Origin of the sequence: Sphaerisporangium krabiense (assembly GCF_014200435.1) — a bacterium.
Taxonomy (GTDB): domain Bacteria; phylum Actinomycetota; class Actinomycetes; order Streptosporangiales; family Streptosporangiaceae; genus Sphaerisporangium; species Sphaerisporangium krabiense.
In genome coordinates this window covers 180,202-206,855 of sequence record NZ_JACHBR010000002.1, presented here as the reverse complement: position 1 = coordinate 206,855, position 26,654 = coordinate 180,202, and the positions used below count along the sequence as shown (strand labels likewise).

The 26,654-nt window shown below is 73.3% G+C and carries 24 protein-coding genes; 15 read left to right on the top strand and 9 right to left on the bottom strand.

The window, feature by feature from the left end; all coding sequences use genetic code 11:
- Window positions 1–14 precede the first annotated feature (14 nt).
- From BJ981_RS28990 to BJ981_RS28970, 5 genes are all read left to right on the top strand, one after another.
- Window positions 15–932, top strand: a complete 918-nt coding sequence (locus BJ981_RS28990; RefSeq protein WP_184616609.1) for an ACP S-malonyltransferase — start codon at window positions 15–17, stop codon at window positions 930–932.
- A 5-nt stretch (window positions 933–937) separates the two neighbouring features.
- Complete coding sequence (locus BJ981_RS28985; protein ID WP_184617636.1) at window positions 938–1,885, top strand: beta-ketoacyl-ACP synthase III; 948 nt, start codon at window positions 938–940, stop codon at window positions 1,883–1,885.
- A gap of 69 nt (window positions 1,886–1,954) precedes the next feature.
- Complete coding sequence (locus BJ981_RS28980; RefSeq protein WP_184616608.1) at window positions 1,955–2,194, top strand: acyl carrier protein; 240 nt, start codon at window positions 1,955–1,957, stop codon at window positions 2,192–2,194.
- A gap of 88 nt (window positions 2,195–2,282) precedes the next feature.
- Complete coding sequence (fabF, locus tag BJ981_RS28975; protein ID WP_184616607.1) at window positions 2,283–3,515, top strand: beta-ketoacyl-ACP synthase II; 1,233 nt, start codon at window positions 2,283–2,285, stop codon at window positions 3,513–3,515.
- A 12-nt stretch (window positions 3,516–3,527) separates the two neighbouring features.
- Window positions 3,528–4,952: an acyl-CoA carboxylase subunit beta gene (locus BJ981_RS28970; RefSeq protein WP_184616606.1), complete on the top strand. Its 1,425-nt coding sequence runs from the start codon at window positions 3,528–3,530 to the stop codon at window positions 4,950–4,952.
- A 124-nt stretch (window positions 4,953–5,076) separates the two neighbouring features.
- On the opposite strand, the gene BJ981_RS28965 is transcribed toward BJ981_RS28970, so the two are convergent.
- A complete protein-coding gene (locus BJ981_RS28965) occupies window positions 5,077–5,937 on the bottom strand; it encodes an alpha/beta fold hydrolase (RefSeq protein WP_184616605.1) in 861 nt (286 codons plus the stop codon).
- Window positions 5,938–6,124: 187 nt separating this feature from the next.
- On the opposite strand from BJ981_RS28965, the gene BJ981_RS28960 reads away from it, so the two are divergent.
- The 3 genes from BJ981_RS28960 to BJ981_RS28950 all read left to right on the top strand — a co-directional run bounded on the left by BJ981_RS28960 (window position 6,125) and on the right by BJ981_RS28950 (window position 8,498).
- Window positions 6,125–6,673 (top strand): hypothetical protein, encoded by a 549-nt coding sequence (locus tag BJ981_RS28960; protein WP_184616604.1) that lies wholly within the window; start codon window positions 6,125–6,127, stop codon window positions 6,671–6,673.
- A gap of 437 nt (window positions 6,674–7,110) precedes the next feature.
- Complete coding sequence (locus BJ981_RS28955; protein WP_239139562.1) at window positions 7,111–7,449, top strand: PadR family transcriptional regulator; 339 nt, start codon at window positions 7,111–7,113, stop codon at window positions 7,447–7,449.
- Entirely contained in the window at window positions 7,446–8,498 is a 1,053-nt protein-coding gene (locus BJ981_RS28950) for a hypothetical protein (protein WP_184616603.1), read from the top strand. Before BJ981_RS28955 ends, BJ981_RS28950 begins: the two co-directional genes overlap by 4 nt.
- Here the strand turns inward: BJ981_RS28950 and BJ981_RS28945 are convergent.
- The 3 genes from BJ981_RS28945 to BJ981_RS28935 form a co-directional block, all read right to left on the bottom strand.
- Window positions 8,487–9,530, bottom strand: a complete 1,044-nt coding sequence (locus BJ981_RS28945) for a Glu/Leu/Phe/Val dehydrogenase family protein (RefSeq protein ID WP_184616602.1) — start codon at window positions 9,528–9,530, stop codon at window positions 8,487–8,489. The two genes, BJ981_RS28950 and BJ981_RS28945, sit on opposite strands and share 12 nt — an antisense overlap.
- A gap of 301 nt (window positions 9,531–9,831) precedes the next feature.
- Entirely contained in the window at window positions 9,832–10,338 is a 507-nt protein-coding gene (locus BJ981_RS28940; protein WP_184616601.1) for a DinB family protein, read from the bottom strand.
- 153 nt (window positions 10,339–10,491) lie between these two features.
- Window positions 10,492–10,986 carry a DUF3145 domain-containing protein gene (locus BJ981_RS28935; protein ID WP_184616600.1) on the bottom strand — a complete coding sequence of 165 codons (495 nt, stop codon included), beginning with the start codon at window positions 10,984–10,986 and terminating at the stop codon, window positions 10,492–10,494.
- Window positions 10,987–11,176: 190 nt separating this feature from the next.
- Between BJ981_RS28935 and BJ981_RS28930 the strand changes: the two genes are divergently transcribed.
- From BJ981_RS28930 to BJ981_RS39470, 4 genes are all read left to right on the top strand, one after another.
- Window positions 11,177–12,208: a S8 family peptidase gene (locus tag BJ981_RS28930; protein ID WP_221315401.1), complete on the top strand. Its 1,032-nt coding sequence runs from the start codon at window positions 11,177–11,179 to the stop codon at window positions 12,206–12,208.
- Window positions 12,209–12,251: 43 nt separating this feature from the next.
- The gene (locus tag BJ981_RS28925) at window positions 12,252–12,773 is read left to right on the top strand and encodes an RNA polymerase sigma factor (RefSeq protein WP_184616598.1); all 522 of its coding nucleotides are present in this window, start codon (window positions 12,252–12,254) and stop codon (window positions 12,771–12,773) included.
- Between the two features lie 70 nt (window positions 12,774–12,843).
- Entirely contained in the window at window positions 12,844–13,479 is a 636-nt protein-coding gene (locus BJ981_RS28920; RefSeq protein WP_184616597.1) for a hypothetical protein, read from the top strand.
- 188 nt (window positions 13,480–13,667) lie between these two features.
- Window positions 13,668–16,223 carry a CHAT domain-containing protein gene (locus BJ981_RS39470; protein WP_184616596.1) on the top strand — a complete coding sequence of 852 codons (2,556 nt, stop codon included), beginning with the start codon at window positions 13,668–13,670 and terminating at the stop codon, window positions 16,221–16,223.
- A gap of 74 nt (window positions 16,224–16,297) precedes the next feature.
- Here the strand turns inward: BJ981_RS39470 and BJ981_RS28910 are convergent, their stop codons facing one another.
- From BJ981_RS28910 to BJ981_RS28900, 3 genes are all read right to left on the bottom strand, one after another.
- Entirely contained in the window at window positions 16,298–17,104 is an 807-nt protein-coding gene (locus BJ981_RS28910) for a sulfurtransferase (protein ID WP_184616595.1), read from the bottom strand.
- 545 nt (window positions 17,105–17,649) lie between these two features.
- The gene (locus BJ981_RS28905; protein WP_184616594.1) at window positions 17,650–18,240 is read right to left on the bottom strand and encodes a DUF5998 family protein; all 591 of its coding nucleotides are present in this window, start codon (window positions 18,238–18,240) and stop codon (window positions 17,650–17,652) included.
- Window positions 18,241–18,405: 165 nt separating this feature from the next.
- Entirely contained in the window at window positions 18,406–21,036 is a 2,631-nt protein-coding gene (locus BJ981_RS28900) for a bifunctional acetate--CoA ligase family protein/GNAT family N-acetyltransferase (protein WP_184616593.1), read from the bottom strand.
- 693 nt (window positions 21,037–21,729) lie between these two features.
- Here BJ981_RS28900 and BJ981_RS28895 point away from each other — a divergent pair.
- Window positions 21,730–22,626, top strand: a complete 897-nt coding sequence (locus tag BJ981_RS28895; protein WP_184616592.1) for a carbohydrate kinase family protein — start codon at window positions 21,730–21,732, stop codon at window positions 22,624–22,626.
- Window positions 22,627–22,750: 124 nt separating this feature from the next.
- On the opposite strand, the gene BJ981_RS28890 is transcribed toward BJ981_RS28895, so the two are convergent.
- On the bottom strand, window positions 22,751–24,934 hold the full coding sequence (locus tag BJ981_RS28890; RefSeq protein ID WP_184616591.1) for a RecQ family ATP-dependent DNA helicase: 2,184 nt from the start codon (window positions 24,932–24,934) through the stop codon (window positions 22,751–22,753).
- Between the two features lie 151 nt (window positions 24,935–25,085).
- On the opposite strand from BJ981_RS28890, the gene BJ981_RS28885 reads away from it, so the two are divergent.
- Entirely contained in the window at window positions 25,086–25,646 is a 561-nt protein-coding gene (locus BJ981_RS28885) for a thioredoxin family protein (protein ID WP_184616590.1), read from the top strand.
- Between the two features lie 21 nt (window positions 25,647–25,667).
- On the opposite strand, the gene BJ981_RS28880 is transcribed toward BJ981_RS28885, so the two are convergent.
- On the bottom strand, window positions 25,668–25,997 hold the full coding sequence (locus tag BJ981_RS28880) for a hypothetical protein (RefSeq protein ID WP_184616589.1): 330 nt from the start codon (window positions 25,995–25,997) through the stop codon (window positions 25,668–25,670).
- Between the two features lie 141 nt (window positions 25,998–26,138).
- Here BJ981_RS28880 and BJ981_RS28875 point away from each other — a divergent pair, with 141 nt between their 5' ends.
- Window positions 26,139–26,639, top strand: coding sequence for a beta-class carbonic anhydrase (locus BJ981_RS28875; RefSeq protein ID WP_184616588.1), 501 nt, complete (start codon window positions 26,139–26,141; stop codon window positions 26,637–26,639).
- The last annotated feature ends 15 nt before the right edge of the window (window positions 26,640–26,654 follow it).

Below are 26,654 nucleotides of genomic sequence, written 5' to 3'. Positions count from 1 at the left end.
GCATGGTGGATTTTGTGCTCGTCATCGTCGCTCCCGGCCAAGGTGCCCAATCGCCCGGATTCCTTTCCTCGTGGCTGGAGATCCCCGGCCTGAGAGATCGTCTGGCCGCGTGGTCCGAGATCGCCGGGCTCGATCTGATCTCCTACGGGACCACCGCGGACGCCGACGAGATCCGCGACACCGCGATCGCCCAGCCACTCTTGGTAGCCGCCGGGCTCGCCGCGGCCGAGGCCCTGCTGGACGGCTCGCCGCTTCCCCCGGTGGTCGTCGCCGGGCACAGCGTCGGCGAGTTCACCGCCGCGGCCCTCGCGGGCGTGCTGACCCCTGAGCAGGCCATCGCGCTGGTCCGCGAGCGCGGCAGGGCCATGGCCAAGGCCGCCTCGGTCACCGAGACCGGCATGACGGCCCTGCTGGGCGGGGACGAGCAGGAGGTCCTCGCCGCCATCGAGCGCCACGGTCTCACCCCCGCCAACATCAACGGCGCGGGCCAGATCGTCGCGGCGGGCACGCTGGAGCAGCTCGCCGCGCTGGCCGCCGACCCTCCGGCCCGGGCGAGGCCGCTGTCGGTGGCGGGCGCCTTCCACACCCACCACATGGCCCCGGCCGTCGAGCACCTCCGCGCCGAGGCCGCCGCGATCACCCCGGCGGACCCCCGCGTCACCCTGCTGTCCAACGCCGACGGCGCGGCCGTGGCGACCGGCGCCGACTTCGTCGCCCGGCTCGTCGACCAGGTCGGCCGCCCGGTCCGCTGGGACCGCTGCATGGCCACCATGGAGGGCCTCGGCGTCACGGGCATGATCGAGCTGCTCCCGGGCGGCACCCTGACCGGCCTCGCCAAGCGGGCGCTGCGCGGCATCGCGACCGTCCCTTTGAAGACCCCGGACGACCTCGCGGCCGCCCGCGCGCTGATCAGCAAGGAGACCGCTCAGTGAGGATCATGCGGGGCGCCCCCGGCGCCAAGGTGCTCGCGTTCGGCGGCTACCAGCCGTCCGGGGTCGTCACCAACGACGACCTCGCCAAGACGATCGACACCAACGACGCCTGGATCCAGAGCCGCGTGGGCATCAAGGAGCGCCGCATCGCCGGGCCCGAGGAGTCCGAGATCGACATCGCCGTCCAGGCGGGCGGCAAGGCCCTGGCGGGCAGCGGGCTGTCCGCCGGCGACATCGACCTGGTCATCGTCGCCACCTGCACGCTGGAGGCCCAGATCCCGAACGCCGCCGCGCGGGTGGCGCACCGGCTCGGCATCCACGCCCCCGGCGCCTTCGACGTCAACGCCGCCTGCGCGGGCTTCTGCTACGCGCTGTCGGCCGCCGCGGACGCCGTGCGCGCGGGCTCGGCGACGCACGTCCTGGTCATCGGCACCGAGAAGCTCTCCCAGTGGGTCGACTGGACCGACAGGGCGACGTGTGTGATCTTCGCGGACGGCGCGGGCGCGGCCGTGGTCGGGCCGTCCGAGACGCCGGGCATCGGCCCGGTGGCCTGGGGCAGCGCGGGCGACAAGGCCGAGGCGATCGCCGTCAAGGCCCGCGATTCCTACCTCTACCAGGAGGGCCAGACGGTCTTCCGCTGGGCCACCACCGCGCTGGCCCCGGTCGCCAAGGAGGCCTGCGACCGCGCGGGCGTCGCCCCCTCGGAGCTGGCCGCGTTCGTCCCCCACCAGGCCAACCTGCGCATCATCGAGGCCATCGCCCGCAAGCTGGGCGCCGACAACGCCGTGGTCGCCAAGGACATCGTCCTCGCGGGCAACACCTCGGCGGCCTCCATCCCGCTCGCCCTGAGCCGCATGACCGAGCGCGGTGAGCTGCGCTCCGGCGACCTCGCCCTGCTGCTCGGCTTCGGCGCCGGCCTGACCTACGCCGGCCAAGTGGTCGAGATCCCCTGAACCCGTACGGGGCCCGCACGGCTCACCGTACGTAGCTGGAAAACCCACGATTCAAGGAGAAATCGCGACATGGCAGCCACCGAGCAGGAGATCCTCGCGGGCCTCGGCAAGATCATCAACGAGATCACCGGCATCCCGGAGTCGGAGGTCACCCTGGAGAAGAGCTTCGTCGACGACCTCGACATCGACTCCCTCTCCATGGTCGAGATCGCCGTCGCCGCGCAGGACGAGTTCGGCGTCGAGATCCCCGACGACCAGCTCAAGCACCTCAAGAACGTCAAGGACGTCGTCAACTTCATCCAGAACTGACCCGGACGGGCGCCCGGCGACCCCGGGGCCCCCGACCGGCCACGCCGCCGCGTGGACCATGCTTCGCGTCTAACACAGGGAGCGCATCGTGAGCACAGACCGGGTACGCGTCGTTGTCACCGGGCTCGGCGTGACAACGCCCCTCGGCGGAGACGTCGACTCGACCTGGTCGGCGCTCCTCGCCGGGAAGTCGGGCGTCGTCCCCCTCACCGAGGACTGGGTGGACTCCGTACCGGTGAAGTTCGCCGCCAAGGTCGCCGTCGAACCCACCGAGGTCCTGGCGAGGCCCGAGTCCCGGCGACTCGACCGCGCCGAGCAGTTCGCCCTGATCGCCGCGCGTCAGGCATGGAAGGACGCGGGCACCCCCAAGGTCGCGCCCGACCGCCTCGGCGTGGTCGTCGGCAGCGGCATCGGCGGCATCACGACCATCCTCGACGCCTACGACCTGTTCAAGGAGAAGGGCTGGCAGCGTCTGTCGCCCTTCACCGTCCCCATGCTGATGCCCAACGGCTCGGCCGGGTGGATCGGCATCGACATCGGCGCGACGGCGGGCGTCCACGCCACCGTCAGCGCCTGCGCCACCGGCGCCGAGTCCATCGGCTACGCCATGGAGATGATCAGGTCGGGGCGCGCGGACGTCGTGGTGGCGGGCGGCACGGAGGCCGCCATCCACCCGCTCAACATCGCCTCCTTCGCCGCCATGCGGGCGATGTCCACCCGCAACGACGAGCCCGGGCGCGCCTCCCGTCCCTGGGACAAGGACCGCGACGGGTTCGTCCTCGGCGAGGGCGCCGGCATCATCGTGCTGGAGTCCGAGGAGCACGCCCTCGCGCGCGGCGCCCGCGTCTACGCCGTGGCGGCCGGCGTCGGCTACTCCGCCGACGCCCACCACATCGCCCAGCCCGAGCCCACCGGCGCGGGCATCAGAAGCGCCGCACGGCGCGTGCTGGAGGACTCCGGCCTGACCGGCAGGGACATCGTGCACGTCAACGCGCACGCCACCTCCACCCCCGCCGGGGACGTCGTCGAGACCACGGCGATCCAGGAGATCATCGGCGACCACCCGCTCGTGACGGCCACCAAGTCGATGACCGGCCACCTCCTCGGCGGCGCCGGCGGCATCGAGTCGGTCTTCACGATCAAGGCCCTGTACGACCGCGTGGTGCCTCCCACGGTCAACCTGGACCACCCCGACGACGGCGTCGAGGTGGACATCGTCCGCGGCGAGCCGCGCGAGCTCCCCCAGGGCCAGATCGCGGCGATCAACAACTCTTTCGGGTTCGGCGGCCACAACGTCGCCGTCGCCTTCACCAGCATCTGATTTGGAGCGACTGTGACCGTACTCGACAACGGTGTGGTGACCGGTACCTCCGAACAGGAGCCACCCGATCCCAGGGATCCGGTCATACGCCTCTCGGCCCTGTTCGACGAGGGGTCCCTCCACCTGATCACCCCCGAGGACCGCAGCGGCATGCTCGCCGCCATGGGCCGCGTCGAGGGCGTGCCGGTGGTGGCCTTCGCCAGCGACGCCCGCTTCCAGGGCGGCGCCATGGGCGGCGAGGGCTGCGAGCACATCGTCCACGCCTACGACGTCGCGGTGCGCGAGCGCGTGCCGATCATCGGGCTGTGGCACTCCGGGGGCGCCCGCCTCGCCGAGGGCGCCGAGTCCCTGCACGCCGTCGGTCGCGTCTTCGCGGCGATGACCCGCGCCTCCGGCGTGGTCCCCCAGATCTCGGTGGTGCTCGGCCCCGCGGCCGGCGGCGCGGCGTACGGCCCCGCGCTCACCGACCTGGTGATCCTCTCCAACGAGGGCCGCATCTTCGTCACCGGCCCCGACGTCGTCCGCAGCGTCACCGGCGAGCAGATCGACATGGCCGGGCTCGGCGGCCCCGAGCCGCACAGCAGGCGCAGCGGCGTCGTCCACGTCGTCACCAAGACCGACACCGAGGCCCTGCTGCAGGCCCGCCGCCTCGCCGTCCTGCTCGGCCACCAGGGGCGCATGCGCCTCGACGCGGTGGAGGACGTCGACTTCTCCGGCCTGCTGCCCGAGGAGGCCCGCCGGGCGTACTCGGTGCACCCGCTGGTCAACGGCATGCTGGACGAGCCCGGGGTCGAACTGCACCCCAAGTGGGCGCCCAACATCGTCACCACGCTGGGCCGCCTCGGCGGCCGCACGGTCGGCGTCATCGCCAACAACCCGATGCGGCTGGCCGGCTGCCTGGACTCGGCGTCCGCCGAGAAGGCCGCGCGCTTCGTCCGCATGTGCGATGCCTTCGGCGTGCCGCTGGTCGTCCTCGTGGACGTCCCCGGCTACCTGCCCGGCGTCGGCCAGGAGCACGACGGCGTGGTGCGCCGCGGCGCCAAGCTGCTGCACGCCTTCGCCGAGGCGTCGGTGCCGCGCGTCACCCTGATCACCCGCAAGTCCTACGGCGGCGCGTACATCGCGATGAACTCCCGCGCGCTCGGCGCCACCAGGGTCTTCGCCTGGCCGACCGCCGAGATCTCCGTCATGGGCTCGCTGGCCGCCGTCCGGGTGCTCAAGCGCCGCGAGATCGCCGCCGCGCCGGAGGAGGAGCGCTCGGCGCTCGAAACCCGCCTGGCCGAGGAGCACGAGAAGCTCTCCGGCGGCCTGGAGCGCGCGATCCAGATCGGCGTGGTCGACGAGGTCATCAAGCCGGAGGAGACCCGCACCGCCATCGCCAAGACCCTGGCCCAGGCCACCCCCGCCCGCGGCGCCCACGGCAACATCCCCCTCTGACCAGCCCACCCCCAACGCCCCGCGCCGACTCCCGGCGGCGGGGCGTTCGGCTATGAACCGATGTCAACAGCGCGCTGCCGAACATCGTCGTATCCGTCTGGTGCTGTCGAAGCGTGAATGTCGTTCAGCGGGTGGGCCGGTCGGCGACTTCGGCTATCAGTGCCACCACGTCGTCGAGGTGGGCCGGAGTGGTCAGATGGCCCATGCCGGGGAGGATTCGCAGGTCGAGATTCATGGTGCTGCGCACGGCCGGGGCGAGGCGGCGAGGTGGGAGGAAACGGTCGTGCTCTCCCACGCCGACCACGCAAGGCCGGTCGGCTCGGCGGGTCTGCAACGCGGCCGGCAGCGGCGGCGGGGCCAGGGTGGTGCGGCAGCTCGCCGCCATGAGGGTCATCCATTCCACCTCGGTCTCGGGCGGGTCCTCACCGGGAGCGACGAACATCCGGAGCATGCCGCGGGTGTGTTCGGCCGTGGGACGCAGCAGCCACCGGGTCGAGGCCAGCGCCATGACCGGATCCACCGTGAGGCGGATGAACCCGGCGGGAGAGACGAGCGCCCGCGCCGCGATCCGGGGAGAGGCGGCGGCCAGGGCCACCGCCGCGCCCAGCGAATTGCCCACCAGCACGACGTCGTCCAGGTCCGCGGCCGTCAGAACCTCGTCCAGCACCTGGCCGTACCAGGCCAGTCGTCCCCGGCGAGGCCGGTAGGGGTCGCTGAGTCCGGGCTGACCGGGAAGATCCACCACCGTGGTCGCCCAGCGCGCCGACAGCGCCCGCAGCCACGGCAGCCCCACCGCGCCGTTGAACCCGGTGCCCGGCACCACGACGACCCGCGGCTCCCCACTCCCAGCCGACACGAACGCCACCCGGCCCGCGCCGGTCTCCACCGTCGCGCTCGTCAGCGGGAAATCGGCCCGCGCCAGAGCGTCAGAACACCACCGCCGCACCGCGAGCCGACCCCGCGAACTCTTGTACACGCTGGGCACGGCGCCAGTGTCCTCCGCCACCCCGCGTCCGTCCACCCCTCCTGACCTACCGGCGACGCCACGACATTAGCCATCCGATCCCTTCCCCGACCAGGCGGATCCGCACACCGTCGGCCAGTGGGAAGGCGTCCGGGGTGCGGTGGACGGCGTTGCTGTTCCATCTGCGGAATCTCCGACCGCTGATGGTGTGCTGGCGGTGCTGGACGCCTCGATGCCGCTGTGGAAAGACGATAAGTACGCCGAGCTGGCCGCGATTCTTCCGAAGCTGCTGACCGACACCGACACACTGGTAGGTCTTGACCGGTCGCGGCGCGTCGTGCGATCTCGCCTGCTTCACCTCACGGGGTGGCTTCTCACGCAGACCCGGCAGTTCGAGGCCGCCGAGGTCGCCCTACGGCGCGGTCTCGACGACGCGGACGACAAGCTGGACGCGGCCGCCGTCATCAGCACGTGGTGCTGGCTACTGCTGCGCCAGGGGCGGCTCGAACAAGCCCGCCGGTTGGCGACCACCTGGGCGGACGACATCGAACCCCGCGTCTCGCGCGCGACGCCCCGGGAACTGTCGGCCTGGGGATGGTTGCTGCTGCGGTCATCGGCGGCGGCCGTGCGGGACAACCGTCCCGAGGAGGGGAAGACGCCATGCGCCTGGCGCGGACGGCGGCCATCGCCATGCGCCGTGACATCTCTCCCGCCGACGACTTCCTGCGGACCTTCGGCCCGCTCACCGTGGCGATGAAGCGCGCCGAGAACGCCATGGTGAACGACCACCCCGACCTGGTCCTGCGCATGTCCCAGACCATCCTGACCGGCGCTCTCGCCCCGACGTCCATCCTCTTCTGTCCTCGTCAGCGCCCCTGCCGACAGCGGTCCCGATCCCCGCGACCTGCGCTCTGAATGAACGCATCCCGTCTGTGCGAGGGGTGTGGGGATGGGGGAGTCCGAGGGGGTTCCCCCTCGGGGCCGGAGGCCCCTGGAAATACAGTCCGAGCCCTGGGCGAGGGCCATTTTCAAGGCACCGTCACCCTCATCCCGAGCATGCGGCGGGTGTGTCGGCCCGTGTGCTCCCCCGCCCCGCGCGCCCGTCCGCCTCTGCTGATCCGCCGGTGCCGCGGCGGCATCACCCTGAGCGCCTTGTCTTCACTATATCTTCCCTTCCAAGATATAGTGGGCTTCATGAGTACCCGAACGATGACGGAACCCGCGTTCCTCGTGCTCACCGCGTTGGTCGATGCTCCGCGGCATGGCTACGGGATCGTGCAGGAGGTGGAGAAGCTGTCGGACGGGCGGGTCGGGCTGAAGATCGGCACGTTGTACGGGGTGCTGGACCGGCTGGCCGCCGACGATCTGGTGGCGCTGGACCGCGAGGAGGTGGAGCAGGGGCGGCTGCGCCGCTACTACCGGCTCACCGAGAACGGGGCGCGCGCGCTGGAGGCGGAGGCCGCACGGCTGGCGGGGAACATCGAGAGCGCGCGCCGGCGGCTGCGCGCCCGGTACGCCGGAGGCGCGGCGTGAGCCTCCTCGAAGACCGCTACCGGCACATCCTCCGGCTGCTGCCCGCCTCCTACCGCGCCGAGCGCGAGGCGGAGATGGTCAGCGCGTTCCTGGAGGGAGCGGGCGACGCACGAGACGAGGACAACCCTCGCCCGCGCTGGTCGGAGGTCGCCAGCGTCCTCGCGCTGTCGGTGCGGGTGAGCCTGGGCGGCGTCGGAGCGGCCCCGAGGTTCCTCGCCTGGGGCGAGGCGGTGCGCCTCGTGGCCGTGCTGGGCCTGGCCTTCCCCGCGACGCTGAGCGCCACCTGGCTCACGGAGCTGCTACGGGGCGCCGTGATGTCCGGCGGTCACCAGGCCGTCCTCGAAGGCGCCGGATCCGCGCAGCGGTTGTGGGAGACGGCGCACGCGCTGACCTACCTCATGTGGGTCGCGGCCTTCGTCCTCCTCGTCCGCGATCGCCTGCGCGCCGCGAAGCTGTCGGCCCTGCTCGCGCTGATCCTGTCGTACGCTCCCCTGGTCGAGAGCGAGGCCGTGCTGTGGGGCGGCGACCGGTCGCTGGTGCCGCACACCGTCCTGGTGGCGGTTCCCGTGCTGGCGCTGCTGACGGGATTTCATCGTGACGCGCCACGGACCCGCCGCCCCTGGCGGACGGCCCTTCTGCCCGTCGCCGCCGGCGTGCTGCTCCACACGATCGTGTACGTGCCCACCTCGGCCCTGCGGGCGCCGGAGGCCATGTCGCCGGCGTGGACATGGACATGGCCGTGGCTGGGCGAGTCGGGACTGGCCTGCGCGGCGCTCCTGGCCGCGAGCATCGCCTGCGTCTGGAGACGTCTGCGGGGCCCCGCCGGACGAACTGCCTCCCTGCCACTGGCGCTGGCGATCCTGATCATCCCCGTGACGCTCTCCCGCGCCTCCTACCTGACCTCCGGCGCCATCGACCCGATCAGCCGGACCATGCTGGCCGTGACCGCCGGCCAGGTCGCCGCGCTCCTGTTCTGCGCCGTCACGCTCACCGTGCTGGCCGCCAGATCGATGCCCGCCCTGCCGCGCGCGACCCCGTCACCCTCGTGAAGCCATGGCCGCGCGGATCCGGCGCCGCGCCGTCTCCTGTGCCGCCCGGGCGGGAGTGACCCCGAGAGCCTCCGCGGCCTCCAGCAGATCGGCCACGGTGCGTTCGATGGCGTTGACCCGGGCGAGCGCCTGGCCGGCGTCGAAGTCGTACAGCTCGGTGGTGATCGCGTTGATGACGCCACCCGCGCTCACGACGTAGTCCGGGACCCAGATGACACCCCGCTCGCGCAACAGTTCGCCGGCCTCGTCGGTGTCGAGCTGGTTGTTCGCCGGTCCGACCACGGCACGGCAGCGCAGATCCCGCACGACCCCCGTGGTGAGCACGCCGCCGAGCGCGGCGGGGACCAGGACGTCCACCTCCGCCGAGATGATCTCTTCCGGGCTCCGCCAGGCGGCGCCGAGCTCCGCGGCGATCCTCGTCTTGGCGGGGTCGATGTCGGTGACGGTCAGGTCGGCTCCCTCGGCCGCCAGCAGGCGGCAAAGGTGTTCCCCCACGTGGCCGAGGCCGATCACGGCCATGCGGCGCCCCTTGAGGTCCCCGTCGCCGTACAGGCGGCGGGTGACCGCCCGCAGCGCGGCCACCGTCCCCCGCGCGGTGTGCGGGGAGGAGTCGCCGCTTCCGCCGAGACTCTCCGGCCGGCAGAACACGTGTGCGGTGACCTCCCCGATCACCGCCATGTCGGCCGGGCCCGTTCCCACGTCCGGACCGGCCGCGTAGACGCCGCCCAACGAGTCGATCATGTCGGCGACGTCGTACAGGAGGTCACGGCGCCGGGCCGGGTCCGGCCGCGCCCCCTGCGGCAGGGCCACGACGGTCTTCCCGCCGCCGCTGTCCAGCCCGGCCACCGCGAACTTGAGCGTCATCGCGGCCGACAGGCGGAGAGCGTCGGCGAGGCCGTCCCGCCAGTCGGGGTAGTTCCAGAGCCGCAGCCCGCCCGCGGCCGGCCCCAGTGCCGTGGAGTGAACGGCGAGGATCATCGGCAGCCCGGAGCGCGGACCTCGCCGGATGAGAACCTGTTCGTGGTCCAGCATGGACACGCCCCTCTCTCGTCCCGGCCGACGATAACCGGGCCCGCCCCGCATCCGCCGTGCGCTACGCGGCTCCGCCGAACGAGTGACCGAAAGAAGTGGCGATCTCCCCTGGCAGGGACGAACGTGGTTCGGAGATCGGGCGATTTCTCCGAACGAGTGCCCGGCGGCCTGGCGGCGCGGGTCTACGAGCGGGGCGATCGGCCGGTGATCAAGAGGGTGACGGCGGCGGGACGGAAGCCCAGGTGGGCGTAGAGGCGGGCGAGCGCGTCCTGCGCGTAGGAAACGGCCGGCCTCTTCGCGGTCAGGCACCCACGGTGCCGTCGATGGCCTCGCGGAGGAGGTCGGCGTGGCCGTTGTGGCGGGCGTACTCGTGGATCAGGTGGAGCATGACCATGCGGAGCGACACCTCCTCGTCCCACCGCGCGAAGTAGCCGGTCACGTCGAGGGACTCGGCGCTCTCCTCGATGCGGCGGGCGTGCCCGACCTCCGCCTGCCAGGCCGCGAACGCCTCGGCCCGCGTGGCGCCGGCCGCGTCGAAGGCCGCCTGGAAGTCGCCGTCGGCCGACCATACCCGCGGAACGTCCTCCGCGTTGATCACCCGGCGGAACCAGACGCGCTCGACCTCGGCCATGTGACGGACCAGGCCGAGCAGCGTCAGCGTCGAGGAAGGCACCGACCGGCGGCGCAGGTCCTCGTCGGACAGGCCATCGCACTTCATGGCGAGCGTCGCGCGGTGGAAGTCCAGGTACCCCCGGAGCATCTCGCGCTCGCCCGCGATCAGGGGCGGGGTGGGACGTTCGGTGGTCATGATCGTTTCCTTTCGCCGCCGACCACGCTACCGGTGCGCGGAGGCAGGGACGGCGAGACCCCCGGAGCCGGCCAGGGGAAGAGGACGCGCGCCGGTCGGGGGCGGAGGTCGGGCGTCCGTCGGGGCGGAAACTGGGAGGAGCGGGGGAAACCGTCAGACGGCGGCGTGGAGCCAGCGGACGGGGGCGCCGTCGCCGGCATAGCGGAACGGCTCCAGCTCCTCGTCCCACTGCTTGCCGAGCAGCTTGTCCAGCTCCTCCTCGAGCACGACACGGCCCTGCGCGGCCATGAGCATGACGTTGCGCAGCCGGTCCTCGGGGATCATGATGTCGCCGTTCACGCCGACCACCGCGGTGAAGGCGCCCAGCGTCGGCGTGTAGGCGTTCCGGGAGCCGTCCACGCCCGGAGAGGCGTCCTCGGTGATCTCGAAACGGATGCGCTGCCAGCCCATGAGCGACGAGGTGACGGCCGCGGCCGTGCCGGGGCGCGCCTCCCACTCGGCCTGGGTACGCACCGTGCCGGGTTGGGCCGGCTGGGGGGTCCAGGACAGGTCGACGGGTATGCCAAGGACACCCGCGACCGCCCATTCGATGTGCGGGCACAGCGCGGGCTGAGCCGAGTGGACGTACAGCACGCCACGAGCAGACACCGGACCTCCCGTTTCGTACGAGGTGCGCCTTCCCCAACGTCCTCGTACTGGGATGATCACAAGCGACTGAGGGAGAGACTACCGTCCGTCGTGGCGGGGCACCAGAGCCGGGTCATACCTAATCACGCCTGGTTACTCTACGCATTGGTAAAGGTACACTCCGTGGTTACCTTTGTGATGAGGAGTGGTCATGGATGTGCAGTCCGTAGAGCACACACCCGGGCGAAGCGCCCTGATCCGCCCCGGAGTCCTCCTGAGCCGCTCCCCCACGGCCGCGGCGCGCTGGACGCAAAGTGTCGAATATCACGACGGCGTCTTCGTGCTGCGCCTGGAGCCGGGCACGGACCCGTGCGAGCTCGCCGCCACGCTCACGCGGCGCGGCCACGAGGTCTCCCCCAACCACGTCGTGACCGGGCAGCCCCTGTTCTTCGGCGGGCCCACCGGCGCGCCCCGTCCCGCCCCGGCCCCCGCCCATGAGCCCGGGGAGCCGTCCCAGGTCACGGTCGGCCTGCTGGACACCGGCCTGGCCCCGCACCCGTGGTTCCAGGGGCACGACTGGTTCCCAGGCCAGCCCGCGGAGGTCCTGGACGCCGACGGCGACGGCCGCCTGGACCGCCAGGCCGGTCACGGCACGTTCGTCGCCGGGCTGCTGCTCGGGCGGGCTCCGGGCGTACGGCTGCGCGTGGCACGCGTGCTCGACAGCGACGGCGTCGGCGACGAGGCGGGGGTGCTGCGGGCGCTCGGACGGCTGCGCGGGACGCGCGTGGACGTCCTGCTGCTGTCCTTCGGCTGCTTCACCTACGACGACCGGCCCTCCCCGCTGCTGGAACGCGCGCTCGGCCGGTTCACCGGCACCGTGATCGTGGCCTGCGCGGGGAACACGGCGTCCTCCCGGCCGTTCTGGCCCGCCGCCCTGCGCCGGGTCATCGCCGTGGCCGCCCTCGACGCCGCCGAGGCCCGGCGGGCCCCCTTCTCCGCGCACGGCCCCTGGGTGGACGCCTGCGCGCGCGGCGAAGACCTGACCAGCAGCTTCGTCGACTTCGACCCGTTCAGCAGCTACGCGAGCTGGAGCGGCACGTCGTTCTCCGCCGCGCTCGTCGCCGGGGCCATCGCCGCCGCCGCGCGCCACATGCCGCCCGCCCAGGCCGCCGCGCACGTCCTCGACCCGCGGCGCGGCCGGCGATTCCCCGATCTCGGGGTGTTCGTCCCCACGGATCGCTAAGGTTGTCACCAAGAGTATCCATACGACTACACAAGGTCGTCACATGTCTCACGACCTCGATCTCCTCGACGAGACCGCCTGGCGCGGCCTCGTCGACCGCTTCGGGTTCCGCATGTGGGCCGTCGCCCGCGCCTGCGGCCTGGACACGACCGACGCCGCCGACGCCGTCCAGGCGGCCTGGCTGCGCCTGGTGGAGAAGCTGGACACGATCCGCGATCCCGAACGCATCGGCGCCTGGCTCGTCACCACCACCCGGCACGAGGCCGGGCGCATCCGCCGCAAACGGGCGGGGCACCAGCTCACCGGCCTGGTCCCCGACGTCCCCGCCACCGACGGCGACCCGGTGGCGCGCATGCTCAGCGACGACGACGGGCGCCGGCTCTGGGCCGCGATCGGCACGCTCGGCGAACCGTGCCGCACGTTGCTCCGCCTGATCGTCACCGTCCCCGAGGTCACCTACGCCCAGTTGGCGCGCCGCATGGAGATGCCCATCGGCAGCGTCGGCCCCACCCGCCTCCGCTGCCTGAGACGCGTCCGCGCCCTCCTGGGCGAGGACGGCCGCTGACGTGCGCGGCGGCGGCGATTTCCGTGCGGGCGGACGTGAGAGACACGACGGCGAACGGCGAGGAGTAACGGTGAGCGAATCCGACGAGTATCTTCTGGCGGCCCTCAGGATCGCGGCCGGGGTCGACCCGATCCCGGAACGGGTGCGCGCCGACGCCCGCGCGGCCTACGCCCTACGCCTGCCCGGAGCCATCCTGGCCGGTCCCATCGCCTTCTCCCGCGACACCGGCATCCCGGCAGGCACGCTCCATGCGGCGGACCTGCGACCCGGTGTACCGCTGGGGTCAGGCGCACGGTCCGGAGCGAACGTGCCGCCCGACCCGCCATCCGCGACGGCCCCGCCACCAGAGACGTGCACGCCGGCTGGAGCCGGCATGGCGGATCTGACCGGCATGCCCGGCGTGACAGGCCCATGGGCCGGAATGCACGAGGAGCCGAGGCTGCTGCGCTTCGGCGCGGACGGCCTGACCATCGACCTCGAGATCACGATCCGCGACTCGTACCTGGACCTGGCCGGACACCTGCACCCCACCCCCGCCAGAGGCACACGGGTCGAGATCCGCACCCCGCACATCAGCAAGATCCGTTTCCCCTCCGAGACCGGCCAGTTCGCCACCACCGGCCTCCCCCACGGCTGGCTGAGCCTGGTCTGCCACCGCCCCGGCGCCCGCCCCATCGCCACCAACTGGCAATGCATCCGCCACTGACCCACCCCATGCCCCCATCCACCTCCTCCCCGGACGACCCCACACCCCGCGATCAGCCGGACACTCGGGAGATGTTCGAGGAGGGCAAGCCACCCTCCCCGGACGACCCCACAGCTCGGCATCCACCGGACACCTGCTCGGACGCCGTGGAGGTCGTCCGGGACGGCGAGGGGGCGTCCACTGAGGATGTGGCAGGTGGCGCGAGGGCTCTCGTGGCGGCGGCCGAGCGGGCCGTGGTGTTGTCCGGGGTCGATCCACGGCGGGCCCGGGAGCGGGCGGAAGCCCTGCTGAGCGAGGTGCGGGCGCGCGGCGTCGCCGAGGCCGTGTCCGTCGCGCACCGGGCCCTGGCGCTGGCCGCCCGCGAGTTCGGCGAGCTGACCGTCGCGGCCGACCACCTCACGCGGGCCATCACGGCGGCCCGCGACCTGCCCGGGCGCGCGGCACAGGCCCGGCTGTCCCTGGTGACCATCCGGGCCGACCTGGGCGACCCCGAGGGCGCGCTGCGCGTCGCCGACCTCGCCGCGGGCGACCTGACCGGCCTGGACCGGCACCGGCTCGGCGTGCAGCGCGCGGTGGCGCTCGTCCGCCTGGGACGGTGCGCCGAGGCCGTGGCCCACTGCGACCTTGCCGTCGAGGGGCTGACCGGATCCGGGGACGCCCGCTTCCTCGCCGGCGCCCTGGTGAACCGCGGCATCGCCCACACCTACCTCGGACGGTACGACGAAGCGGCCCGGGACCTGTCGGCGTGCGCGGCTCTCGCCCGGCGGGCCGGGTTGGACCATCTGGCCACCCTCGCGCAGGCCAACCTGCCGTTCGCCGCCGCTCGGCGCGGGGACATCCCGGCCGCCTTCGCCGGGTACGAGGCCGCCGAACGGGCCCTGGCGGGCTATCCCGAGCGCCTGGCCGTGATGCGCGCCGACCTCGCCGAGGCGCTGCTGGCCGCGCACCTGCCCGGGGAGGCCCGTGCCCTGCTCGCCCTGGCCGTTCCGGAGCTCGCGGCGGCGGAGGCCAGGGGTTCGCTGGCCGAGTCCCGCCTTCTGCTCGCCGAGCTCGAGCTGCTCGTCGGCGACCCGCACCAGGCCAGGACCGGCGCGGAACTGGCCGCGCGGGAGCTCGCCGCGCAGGGTCGCCGCGCCTGGCTTCCGTTGGCGGGCGAGGTCGTCCTGCGCGCCCGGCTCGCCGTCGAGGCACCGGACGGCCGGCTGCTGGACGAGCTGCGGCGGCTCGCCGCCCGCTTGGCCGCCGAGGGCTGGCCGGGCCCGGCGGCGGGGCTGCGGCTCACCGCCGCCGAGCTCGCGCTGGAGCTGGGTGACACGGCCGCCGCCGAGGCCGAGCTGGGGTCGATCATCGCGGACGCGTCCGCCGGACGCGCGCACCGCCTCGTCCGGCAGCACGCCATCGCCCTGCGGCGCGCCCACCAGGGGGACCGCGCCGGGGCCGTGACCGCGCTGCGCGAGGGCCTGGCGGACGTCACCGCCGCCGGCGAACACCTCGCCGATCCTGGGGTACGCGCGCACGCCATGCGGGCGGGCGAGCGGCTCGCCGAGTTCGGCCTGTCACTGGCCTTCGCCGACGGCCGCCCGGAAACAGTCCTCGGCTGGGCCGAACACTGCCGCGCCCTGGCCCACCCCACCCCGTCCCCCCAGCCCACGAAAACAGACGAAACACCCTCAACCCCAACAGAAGCATCCGAGGGGGCGGCACCGCGCACGAACACGCCGCCCAAGCAGGCGGCAGCCGAGGAGACGGCGCGCAGGGACACAGCGGGCCGGGAATGGACTGTCGAAGAGTTGGGGGTGGTGTTGGGGAACGTGGCGTTGGTGGAGTTCGTGCGGCATGGGGATCGGCTCGCGGCGGTCGTGGTCACGGCGGGGCGGCGCGTGCTGCGGTCGCTGGGCTCGTACACGGCCGCGGCCGAGGCCACGATCCGGGTGCGGTACGGCCTGCGGCGCGCGGGGCTGCGGGATACGCGCGCCCATGACCCGGCGGGCGTGACGGCGGAGGCCGCGTCGCTGGCCGCCCGGCTCGTCGGGCCGCTGGCGGAGGACATCGGGGACCGTCCGGTGGTGATCGTGCCGACCGGAGCGCTGCACACGCTGCCGTGGCCGGTGCTGCCGCCGCTGCGGGGCCGCGCGCTGTGCGTGGCGTCGAGCGCGCGGGCCTGGCAGGCCGCGGACACCCGCCGACCGGGCCCGCACCGGCGCGTCGCCGGGGTGGCCGGTCCCGGCCTGCGGCACGCGGAAGCCGAGGCGGCGATGGTCGTGCGCGCTCACCAGCGAGCCGGGCACGAGGCCATGCGGGTCCCGGCCACCGCCGGGGCGGTGCTCGAGGCGCTAGAGCGGGCGGAGATCTTCCACGTGGCCGCGCACGGGACCTTCCGCGCCCGCGGCCCGCTGCTCTCGGACATCACGCTGGACGACGGCCCGTTGATGGCCTACGACCTGCTACGGCTGCCGCGCACGCCGTGGCTGGTCGTGCTGTCCGCCTGCGACGCCGGGATGGCCCACGCGCCCGTGGACGGCGCGCCGCTCGGCCTCGCCGGGGCGTTCCTCGACCGCGGAACGGCATGCGTGATCGCCGGTCTCGTGCCCGTCCGCGACGAGGACGCCCTGACGCTGATGACGGCCTTCCACGCCCTGCTGACCAGCGGCCACGCCCCCGCCGAGGCGCTGGCCACGGCGACGGAGAAGACCGGTGTCCACGGTTTCGCCTGCTTCGGCTCCCTCGGCCGCCCGCTCCCCTGACCCCGGCTCCGCCGTCCGGAGGCTCCTCACCGTCCTGGACAGGACCCCCGCCGCACTGCGGCGGCCGTGGCGGGTCAGCCGGTCGCCACCGGGCGGGTGGGGTCGGTGATCCAGTCGGACCATGAGCCGACGTAGAGGGCGGCGGGGACGCCGGCGACCGCCAGGGCCAGGACCTCGTGTGCGGCGGTGACGCCGGAGCCGCAGTAGGCGCCCACGGGGACCTCGGGCACGGCGCCGAGGGAGATGAAGCGCTCTCTGAGGAACTCGGGCGGGTGGAGGCGGCCGGTGGAGGGGTCGACGTTCTCGGAGGTGGGGGCGCTGATCGCGCCGGGGATGTGCCCGGCCACCGGGTCCACGGGCTCCACCTCGCCGCGGTAGCGCTCCGCGGCGCGGGCGTCGAGCAGCACGCCCTCCTTGGCGAGGGCGCCGGCCCGCGCGGCGTCCAGGACGGGCATGCCGCCGGGACGCGCGGTGAAGTCGCCGGGGGCGGGCGCGGGCTCCTCGGCGCTGATGGGGAAGCCTTCCGCGACCCACCGGCGGTAGCCGCCGTCGAGCACGCGGACGTCCGGGTGCCCGAAGTAGCGCAGCGTCCACCAGGCGCGCGCCGCGGCGGTGGCGTCGGCGTCGTCGTACACGACGACCGGCCGCGAGCCGGACACGCCGAGGCGGCGCATGGCGTCCTGGAAGGCGTCCGCCTCGGGCAGCGGGTGCCGGCCGCCGGCGCCGGGAGTGGCGGCGAGGTCGCGGTCGAGATCACAGAACACCGCGCCGGGAATGTGGCCTTCGCGGTAGGACTCCGCCCCCGGCGGGCCCACGAGCCGCCAGCGCACGTCCAGGATGACGGCCTCTCCGAGGTCCTGGGGACCTACGAGCGGACTCATCAGAGCTCCTGGGCCGATCTCGGACATAGAGCAACCCCTTCGGTCGGGCTCCGCGGGCGTTCCCGCACGGACTCCGATCAGTCTCGCATCCCTCATGAGACGCGGCACCTCGCCGTAGACGAGAGCGCGCCCTCTGGCATTCCCCCGACGGGAGCCTTCCGCTAGGTGGCACCGCATCCCCATAACGGGCCCCTCTTCCCGGACAAGATCGCCGCACAGGAAACCGGGATGCCCGGTGGAGGACAGCAGGTGGACTGCGTCCCTATCGCACGGCCCCTAGGTGCGATCGCCACGCCGGGGGCGGGGACACCCGGCGGGCGCTGGTGGGTGGGGCTGTGGGCGAGATGGGCTATGGAGGCCGGTGGGTGGGGTGAGGAGTGGGGGCGGTCGTGTCGTGGGGGGTGGGGCCGGCTCGGCCGCCGGTGTCTGCGCCGGTCGGCGGGCGAGCCGGTCAGGTGTCGATCAAGGGTGTCGCGGCATGGGTCGGTCGCCGCCGGAGGGCCGTCGGGAGCCGGGGGGCGCCCTGGGGGCCGGCGGCGCGGGTGTCAGCTCGCGAAGCGGGCGGTGGCCTCGGAGAGGGCCTTGGCGAAGGCCAGGACGTTGGTCACGGCCTCGGGGCCGTCGGCGGCCTCGCTGACCCGCAGGGACAGGTCGTCGGCGGTGATGGCGCCGGTGTAGCCGTGGTCGGCCTCGCAGTTCTCGTCCCCGCAGGTGGCGGGCTCCAGGTCGACGTGGGAGATCGCGCCCCAGCCGATCGTGAGCGTCACCTCGCTCGGTGGCACGCCGGGCACGTAGGAGGCGGGGTCGGGCACCACCCGGGTCACCGCCACGGACTGGACCCGGCTCAAACGGACGGCCTCGGTGGTGGTGGAGGCGTGTGAGGTGGGCATACCGTCGGCGGGCGGATGCTCGTCGGTGTGGCAGACCAGGAGCCGGGTGGGCGAGAGGATCACCACGGTGACATGCCGGCGGACTTCCATCGCCGGGTCGAAGGTTGCCTCGTGGTGGACGACGAACGCCGTCACCGCCTCCTTGCCCAGCGCGGATTCGGCCGCGTCGGCCACGAGGTCGGGGTAGTAGCCGCTGCGTTCGATGGCCTCGCGCAGACCAGCGGCCGAGACTCGGGTTTCCCTCATGGGTCCATCCTGCCCTGTCCCGGTGGGGTCTTTCACCTCGCCGGCGTCCGCGCTAAGGGCAACTCGCGAACAATCTGCGGCCCGAAATGCCACCTCGCCCCGCGTACCTCCTGGATATCAATAGGTGGGTTTGACCACATTCGGCCATCGGCACGTGCCGACCGCTCACCGGAGCCGGCGCGGCCCCCGGTCCGGACGCGGCCCGACCGGGTCGCGCAGGATCGCGCGAGCGCCGAGCACGCTGACGCCGTCCTCCCCCACCAGGACCGGGTCCAGGTCCAGCCGTGCCACCTGAGGCAGTTCGTCGGCCAGCCTGCCGACCCGCGCCAGCAGGTCCTCCAGCGCCCCGACCGCGACGGGCGGGTAACCGTACCCGCCGAACAGCAGCGGCGCCGTGCGCACCGACCGCACCAGCGCGGCCGCGTCCTCCGCCGTGAGGGGCGCCATGCGGAACGCCTCGTCACCGAGGAGCCTGGCCGTGATCTCGCCGAGCCCGAACGACACCACCGCCCCGACGTGGGGGTCGTCCACCACCCGGACCACGGTGGGCACGGCCGGTTGCGGGGCCATCCGCTGGACCGACAGCGTCACCCGCCGCCCGAGCCGCGCCGTCAGGTCCTCGTAGGCGTGCCGCACGCCGTCCGGGTCGGTCAGGCCGAGCCGCACCGTGCCCGCCCGGTGCGCCACGTCCGGGTCGGCGGAGCGCACGACCACCGGCCAGCCGAGCCGCTCGGCCGCCGCCACCGCCTCCTCGGGCGAGCGCACCGGCTCGGCCGGCCAGACCCGCACGCCGTACCGGGCGAGCAGGCCGGCCGCGTCGACCTCTCCCGGACCCGTCCCTGCCAGGGTCTCCTCCACGGCCTCCCGCGCGCCGTCGGTGTCCACGCCGTCCAGACGCGGCGGGGTGCCGTGCGGGCGCTTCCTCCAAGCGGCGTACCGCACCACGTGCGCCAGGGCCCGTACGGCCTCCTCCGCGGCGGGATAGGAGGGGATGGACCCCTTGCCCGGGTCGCCGCCCTCGCCCGGGACGCGCAGCTCGGGCGGCATGCCCATGCGGCCCTCGAAGGTGGCGAGCACCGGCCTGCCCGACTCCTCCGCCGCCCGGACCAGCTCGGCGGCGACCTCGGCCGCGTTGCCCGGGATCGGCGGCATGTAGATCGCCACGACCGCGTCCACCCGGCCGTCCATGGCGGCGAGCGCCTCGCGGTACTCCGCCGCGCCCGCCCGCGCCCCGAGGTTGGCGGGCGGGCACGGCTCCAGCCCGGCCGCCACGCAGGCGTCCACGGCCAGCAGCGCCAGCGCGTCGGAGTTGCTCACCACGCCGACCCGCGGCCCCTTGGGCAGCGGCTGGTACGCCAGAAGCTGCGCCACGTCGAACAGCTGGGCCAGGTCGTCCACGCGGATCACGCCCGCCTGCTCGAACAGCGCGCTGACCGCCGGGTCCGGCAGCCCGAGCACCGGCGCGGCGTGGCCCACCGGGACGCCCCGGGTGATCCCGCCGCTCTTGACGACCACCACCGGCTTCCTGCGCGCGGTGCGCCGGGCCAGGCGGGCGAACTTGCGCGGGTTGCCGAGCGACTCCAGGTAGAGGAGGACGACGTCGGTGGCCGGGTCCTCCTGCCAGTACTGCAGCAGGTCGTTGCCGGACACGTCCGCGCGGTTCCCCGCCGAGACGAACGTCGAGATGCCCATGCCACGCTGGGCGACGCGCTGCAGCAGCGCGGTGCCGAGGGCACCGGACTGGCTGAAGAACCCCACGCGGCCCCTCCCGGGCAGCCGGGCGGCCAGGGTGGCGTTCAGGCGGACCTTCGGGTCGGTGTTGGCGATGCCCAGGCAGTTCGGGCCCACCACGCGAAGGCCGTAGGCCCGGGCGATCCGCACCAGCTCGTCCTGCCGGGCGCGCCCCTCCGGCCCGGTCTCGCCGAAGCCGGAGGAGACGACGACCAGGCCCTTCACGCCTTTCCGCGCGCACTCCTCGACCACGTCCAGGACGGCGTCCGCGGGCACGGCGACCACGGCCAGGTCGACGTCCCCGTCGATCGCCGACACGTTCTTGTACGCGCGGACGCCCGCCACCGCGCGCACCTCGCGGTGGACGGGGTACACCGGGCCGTTGAAGTCGGCCGCGAGGAGGTTGCGCAGCACGGTCTGGCCGACGCCGCCCGCCTCGCGGCCCGCGCCCACGACCACCACCGAGGCCGGGCTGAGCAGCCGCTCGATCGAGCGGGCCTCGGCGCGGTGCTCGCGCGCCATCGTGACCTCGCGGGAGGTCTCCGTGGCGGCCAGGTCCAGGGTCATGCGGACGACGCCGTCCTCGAAATGGCTCTGGGCGGTGTAGCCGGCCTGGCGGAAGAACGCCATCATGCGGGCGTTGTTCGGCAGGACGTCCGCGACGAACCGCTCGATGCCGCGCTCCCTGGCCGCCGCGCGCAGGTGCTCCATGAGCACCGAGGCCACGCCCCTGCCCTGGTGGGCGTCCTCGACGAGGAACGCGACCTCGGCGCTGCCCGGGTCCGGCATGCGGTCGAATCGGACGACGGCCACCATCTCCGTGCCGATCGTGGCGATCAGCGCCACCCGGTCCACGTAGTCCACGGTGGTGAACCAGGCGACCTCACGGTCCGACAGGCGCGGGTGAGGGCCGAAGAAGCGGAAGTAGATGGACTGGTCGGACAGCCGGGAGTAGAACGCCCGGAGGATGTCGGCGTCCTCGGGCCGGATCGGCCGCAGATGCGCCGTCCCGCCGTCGGCCAGGACGACGTCGGCCTCCCAGTGCGCCGGATAACGAACTACCACCCCCCGAGCCTAAGCGCCCCACAACCACCCACCCCCGCCACAAACCCCCCAAATGCCCAACTGCCACGACTCAACAGAGACACGTTGGCCCATGTGGCTCCAGCATGGGCGGCGGGCACCGACGGCGGGTTGGGAGAACGCGGTTCCGGAGGCCTTGGCGCGAGGACGGGAGGGTGCGGTCGCGGGGACCCCGAATCCCACCACAGCACACTCAACGGCGGGTGGTGGAACTGCCCTGGACGGAGATGGGTTCTGGGGCACGATCACGGCAATTGAGACGCGCTCGAGCCATGTCCGCCACACCGAGGCCTTGGCTGAAGCCGCGTGGTACCAAAGCCTCGGCGGGAGACATGTGGCCTTGCGTGGTTCGGGCGCGGGAGGTGGGTGCCGGCGGCTACGGTGTCGGGGGCGGAGAACGCGGTTGCGGGGGCTTGGCGTGGCGGTGCGAGGGTGTGATCACCAGGTCCTCGGGCCGGATCCGCAGCGGACGTGGCGGGGATTCGGCGGGGGCGGGAGCTCAAGCGTGGCAAGGGCTGGATGGGTCGGGGGCGTTAGGGAGATGATGTCTGGTTTGTTGGGCAACGCTTGTGCATCGACTGTGCCCGGGTGTCCGCTCTACGCCCCACGCCCCGCCTTGAAGCTGTTAGGTTTTCTGTCAGCAGCCTCCTGTAGTGCCAACAAGGTGGTGACATCATGACGCGGGTTGTCGTGGTGGGCGATCTGATGACCGACGCGGTCGCACGTGCCCGCTACCCTCTCGCCCGGGCGAGCGACACTCCGGCCGTGGTCACCATGCACGGTGGCGGTTCTGGGGCCAACATCGCGTCCTGGCTCGCCGTCGAGGGCGCCGAGGTCGCCTTCGTGGGCCGCAGGGGCGCCGACATCACGGGCCGCAACCGCGACATGGAGCTGATGGGCTACGGCGTCGACGCCCGCCTCGTCATGGATCCTGAGCGGCCGACCGGCACGTGCGTCGTGCTGGTCACGCACAAGGGCGAGCGCACGCTGCTGTCCGACCCCGGCGCCAACGCCGCCCTCTCGCCCGAGGACCTTCCGCGCGACCTGTTCTCGCAGGGCGGTCACCTTCACCTCTCCGGCTACACGCTGCTGAACGAGGGCTCGCGCGAGGCCGGGCTGGCTGCGCTGGACAACGCCCGCCGGGCGGGCATGTCGATCTCGGTCGACTGCGCCTCGGCCGCGCCGCTGGAGCGCACGGGCGCCGAGCCCTTCCTCGAGTGGACGCACGCCGGCGCCAAGCTGCTGTTCGCCAACGAGGCCCAGGCCAAGGTGCTCACCGGCCGGGACGACGCCGCCGCCGCGGCCAAGGTGCTGACCGCGTGGTTCCCGCAGGTCGTGATCAAGCTCGGTGCCGAGGGTTCCCTCTGGTACACCAACAACCGCGCCGAGCCCGTCCGCGCCCCGGCCGAGCACGTCGAGCGCGTGGTCGACGGCACGGGCGCGGGCGACGCGTTCGCCGCGGGCTTCCTCCAGCCCTGGCTGGAAGGCAAGCAGGCCGCCGACGCCCTGGCCGCCGGCAACGCCCTCGCCGCCAAGGCCATCTCCAACCTGGGCGCCCGCCCCCGCCTCTGACCTCCGGCCCTCGGGCCCCCAGCCGCACGATCCACGGCCTCACCGGCTCTTGCTCCAGTACCTTCAGCCCGCCCCGCACGTCCGACATGCCGGGCGGGCTTTCGGGTCTCGCGCCGGGGCTGGGTCAGGTCGTGGTGGCCAAGGTGAGGGGGAGGACGGCCGGGGCGCCGGCCTGGCGGAGCATCGCCGTGGCGACGGTCATCGTCCAGCCGGTTTCGACGCGGTCGTCGACCAGGAGCACCGGGCCGCTGGACAGCGACACGGCGCCGGTCTCCGGCATGCCGGAGACCTCCAGGCCGCCGGGGACGTCGGCGGTCAGCGTGGCGGTGAGGGCGCGCACGCGGTGGGCGCTGTTGTGCTGACGGCCCGGCGGGCCGTTGCGGTAGGCCAGGGAGCCGAGGTAGGTGAGCCTGCCGACGGCGGCCAGCCGCTGGGCGAGGCCGGCGACGAGCTTCGGGCGGGTGGCGGAGGGGACGCTGACGACCGAGACGGGACGCTGCCGCCACTCCCAGGCGGCCAGCACCTGGACCACGGCGTCGAACACCTCGTCGGGGACGGGCCGGTCGGGAGCGTCGGCGGCGAGCAGCCGTCTGAGCACGTTGCCCCAGCCGATGTCGGTGAGCCGCCCGAGCGCGCGGCCGGGCTCGGCGGAGACCTCAGGCCGGATGCGGCCGGACAGGCCGAGTTCCTTCAGGCCGGTGGGCCACTGCGAGCGGGGCTCGACCTCGACGCCGGGCCGGCGCAGCCGATCGCGGGCCCGGCCGACCGCCTCCTCGCCGACCGACTCCTGGTGGTGGGTCCCGGTGCAGTTGTCGCAACGGCCGCAGGGCCGGGCGGTCTCGTCGTCCAGATGGCGGCGGAGGAACTCTTCGCGGCACTGGTCGGTGGCGATGTAGTCGAGCATGGCGCGCTGCTCGGCGGTACGCTCGGCCGCGACCCGGGCGTACCGGGGCCCGTCGTAGGCCCAGGGCATGCCGGTGGAGCGCCAGCCCCCCTTGACGCGCTCGACCGCGCCGTCCACGTCGAGGACCTTGAGCATCGTCTCCAGCCGGGCACGGCTCAGATCGACCCGTGTCTCCAGCGCGGCCGTGGACGTCGTGCCCTGCTCGGACAGGGCGCCGAGCGTGGCCCGCACGGTCGTCTCGGGTGGGAAGGCCAGCGAGGCGAAGTAGGCCCAGATGTCGCGGTCCTCCGGGCCGGGGAGAAGGATCACCTCGGCGCGCTCGACGCCTCGCCCGGCGCGGCCGATCTGCTGGTAGTAGGCGACCGGGGACGCGGGGGCGCCGACGTGGACCACGAACCCCAGGTCGGGCTTGTCGAACCCCATGCCGAGGGCGGAGGTCGCGATCAGCGCCTTCACCCGGTTGTCGAGCAGAGCCTGCTCGGCGGCCAGGCGCTCGGCCTGCTCGGTCTGGCCGGAGTAGGCCGCGACCTCATACCCCTGGTCACGGAGGTAGGCGGAGATCTCGTGCGTGGCGGCCACGGTGAGCGTGTAGATGATGCCGGAGCCGGGCAGGTCGCGCAGGGCCTCGGCGAGCCAGGCCAGCCGCCGCTCGGCCGTGGGCTGCCGGACGACGGCGAGCCGCAGGCTGTCCCGCTCCAGAGGCCCGCGCAGCACCAGCGTCTCTCCGGGGCTCTCCGGCCGTGCCACGGCCGCCGCGCCGTCCGCCGCGGCGGGGCCGCCGGAGGGCCCGGAGCCCAGTTGCTCGGCGACGTCGTGGGTGACGCGGGCGTTGGCCGTGGCCGTGGTGGCGAGGACGGGCACGCCGGGCGGCAGGCTCGCCAGGAGGCTGCGCAGGCGGCGGTAATCGGGCCGGAAGTCGTGGCCCCAGTCGGAGATGCAGTGCGCCTCGTCGACCACCACGAGCCCGGCGCCCGCCGCCAGTTTGGGCAGCACCAGCGCGCGGAAGTCGGGGTTGTTGAGCCGCTCGGGGCTGACCAGGAGGACGTCGATCTCGCCGCGCTCGACCTCGGCGTGGACGCGGTCCCACTCGTCGGTGTTGGCGGAGTTGATCGTGGCGGCGTGGACGCCCGCGCGCGCGGCGGCGGCGATCTGGTTGCGCATCAGCGCGAGCAACGGCGAGACGATGACCGTGGGACCCGCGCCCCGCGCCCGCAGCAGGGCGGTGGCGATGAAGTAGACCGCCGACTTGCCCCAGCCGGTGCGCTGGACGACGAGGGCGCGGCGTCGCTCGACCACCAGCGCGCGGATCGCCGACCACTGGTCGTCGCGCAGCCGCGCCCCGGGCCCGGCGAGGGACCGCAGCCTGTCTTCCGCCTCGGCCCGCAGGCCGCTCTCGTCCACCATGCCTCCTTGGTACCAGGTCCGGGCGACGCTTTCCGACCGCGGCGCAGACCTGTGGACGACCACGGCCCATCACCCCGGTCGTCCACAGGTCGATCACGGGGAGACGCGGCGCCTCCGGCCCGCGCGCCGGCCGGTGGCGGACAATGACGCCATGGCTGTCACCTCATTCATGGTCCCGCTGGGGACCGCCGCGCCGGAGTTCGATCTGCCGTCGATCGCCGGAGGGCGGGTGTCCCTGTCCGACCTGAAGGCAACGCCCGCGACCCTGGTGGTCTTCCTGTCCAACCACTGCCCGTACGTGCGCCGCGTCGAGAAGGGCCTCGGCGCGCTGGCGGCGGACTACCGCGGGCGGGTCGCCACGGTCGGCATCTCGAGCAACGACGTCGTGAACTACCCGGACGACGACATCGCGCACCTCAAGGAGCAGGCCGAACGGGCGGGCTTCGGCTTCCCGTACCTGGTGGACGAGTCGCAGGACGTGGCGCGGGCCTACAAGGCCGCCTGCACGCCGGACTTCTTCCTCTACGATGCCGACCGGCTGCTGGCCTACCGGGGCCAGTTCGACGACGCCCGGCCGTCGAACCAGGAGCCGGTGACGGGCGCCTCGCTCCGGGAGGCGATCGACGCCGTGCTCGCCGGCCGTCCCGTGCCGGGCGAGCAGCGGCCGAGCCTGGGCTGCGGCATCAAGTGGAAGCCGGGAACCGAGGCGTAGGAGGGCGCGGGCGGGCGGGGCTCACCGCCGGGTGGGCACCGCCTCGCCCCGCGCCACCGGCGGGATGGCGGTGAGCAGTTCCCACGGCTCCCCCGAGTGCCAGAAATCGATCAGCTTGGCGACGGCCTCACCGGGCTGGAAGTCGCCGACCCCGTAGGGGCCGAAGCAGCCGGCCTGCTCCAGCGCCACGATCAGCGGATCGTCCTCGGGCAGCTCGTGCACGTAGGAGGCGGCGTCGAGCAGGGCCAGGGCGCAGCGGGCGTTCCAGCCGTCGTCGGCGCGCTGGACGCGGTCGAGCCGCCACCTGGCCCGGGCGCGCAGATGGCCGGCGAGCGAATCGGTCTTCCCCACCCTGAAGCTCCTTCACGATCGCGCACTCTCGGTAAGGCAATCATCACCGAAGGTGACGCGTGATCGTGGGATCTTTACAAAGACCATGACAACCATCCCCCACCGGTGGCGACGAAGGAGGCGTACGAGAATATTGGTCACATGACGGGAGCGTTCGACGATGTGCTGGCCGCCAATCACGACTACTCACAGACCTTCGAATATTCAGGCCTGACAGGCCGCGCCGCCCGGGGCCTGGCCGTGGTCACCTGCATGGATTCACGGATCGATCCACTCGGGCTGCTCGGCCTGGGTGCGGGGGACGCCAAGATCCTGCGCAACGCGGGCGCGCGGGTCACCGACGACGTGCTGCGCACGCTGGTGCTCGCGGTCTACCTGCTCGGCGTGGATCGCATCCTGGTGATGCCGCACACCGACTGCCGGATGGCCAAGTCGACCGACGAGGAGGTACATGAGCTGATCAACCGCGAGTTCGGCATGGACACGCGGAGCCTGGAGTTCCACACCGTGCCCAACCAGGACTCGGCGCTCCGCCGCGATCTCATCCGGGTCCGCACCTATCCGTACCTGCCGGAACGGCTGGCCGTCGGGGGCGCCGTCTACGACGTCCACACCGGCAAGCTGATGCCCGTCGACCTGTGACGGCGCGCCGCCGGC

What these genes read in the sequence shown, in the direction of transcription:
- BJ981_RS28985 (WP_184617636.1), top strand. Translation starts at nt 938, where the DNA reads ATGCGGGGCGCCCCCGGCGCCAAGGTGCTCGCGTTCGGCGGCTACCAG.
- BJ981_RS28980 (WP_184616608.1), top strand. Translation starts at nt 1,955, where the DNA reads ATGGCAGCCACCGAGCAGGAGATCCTCGCGGGCCTCGGCAAGATCATC.
- BJ981_RS28955 (WP_239139562.1), top strand. Translation starts at nt 7,111, where the DNA reads ATGAGTACCCGAACGATGACGGAACCCGCGTTCCTCGTGCTCACCGCG.
- BJ981_RS28945 (WP_184616602.1), bottom strand. Translation starts at nt 9,530, where the DNA reads ATGCTGGACCACGAACAGGTTCTCATCCGGCGAGGTCCGCGCTCCGGG.
- BJ981_RS28940 (WP_184616601.1), bottom strand. Translation starts at nt 10,338, where the DNA reads ATGACCACCGAACGTCCCACCCCGCCCCTGATCGCGGGCGAGCGCGAG.
- BJ981_RS28930 (WP_221315401.1), top strand. Translation starts at nt 11,177, where the DNA reads ATGGATGTGCAGTCCGTAGAGCACACACCCGGGCGAAGCGCCCTGATC.
- BJ981_RS28925 (WP_184616598.1), top strand. Translation starts at nt 12,252, where the DNA reads ATGTCTCACGACCTCGATCTCCTCGACGAGACCGCCTGGCGCGGCCTC.
- BJ981_RS28910 (WP_184616595.1), bottom strand. Translation starts at nt 17,104, where the DNA reads ATGAGTCCGCTCGTAGGTCCCCAGGACCTCGGAGAGGCCGTCATCCTG.
- BJ981_RS28905 (WP_184616594.1), bottom strand. Translation starts at nt 18,240, where the DNA reads ATGAGGGAAACCCGAGTCTCGGCCGCTGGTCTGCGCGAGGCCATCGAA.
- BJ981_RS28895 (WP_184616592.1), top strand. Translation starts at nt 21,730, where the DNA reads ATGACGCGGGTTGTCGTGGTGGGCGATCTGATGACCGACGCGGTCGCA.
- BJ981_RS28890 (WP_184616591.1), bottom strand. Translation starts at nt 24,934, where the DNA reads ATGGTGGACGAGAGCGGCCTGCGGGCCGAGGCGGAAGACAGGCTGCGG.
- BJ981_RS28885 (WP_184616590.1), top strand. Translation starts at nt 25,086, where the DNA reads ATGGCTGTCACCTCATTCATGGTCCCGCTGGGGACCGCCGCGCCGGAG.
- BJ981_RS28875 (WP_184616588.1), top strand. Translation starts at nt 26,139, where the DNA reads ATGACGGGAGCGTTCGACGATGTGCTGGCCGCCAATCACGACTACTCA.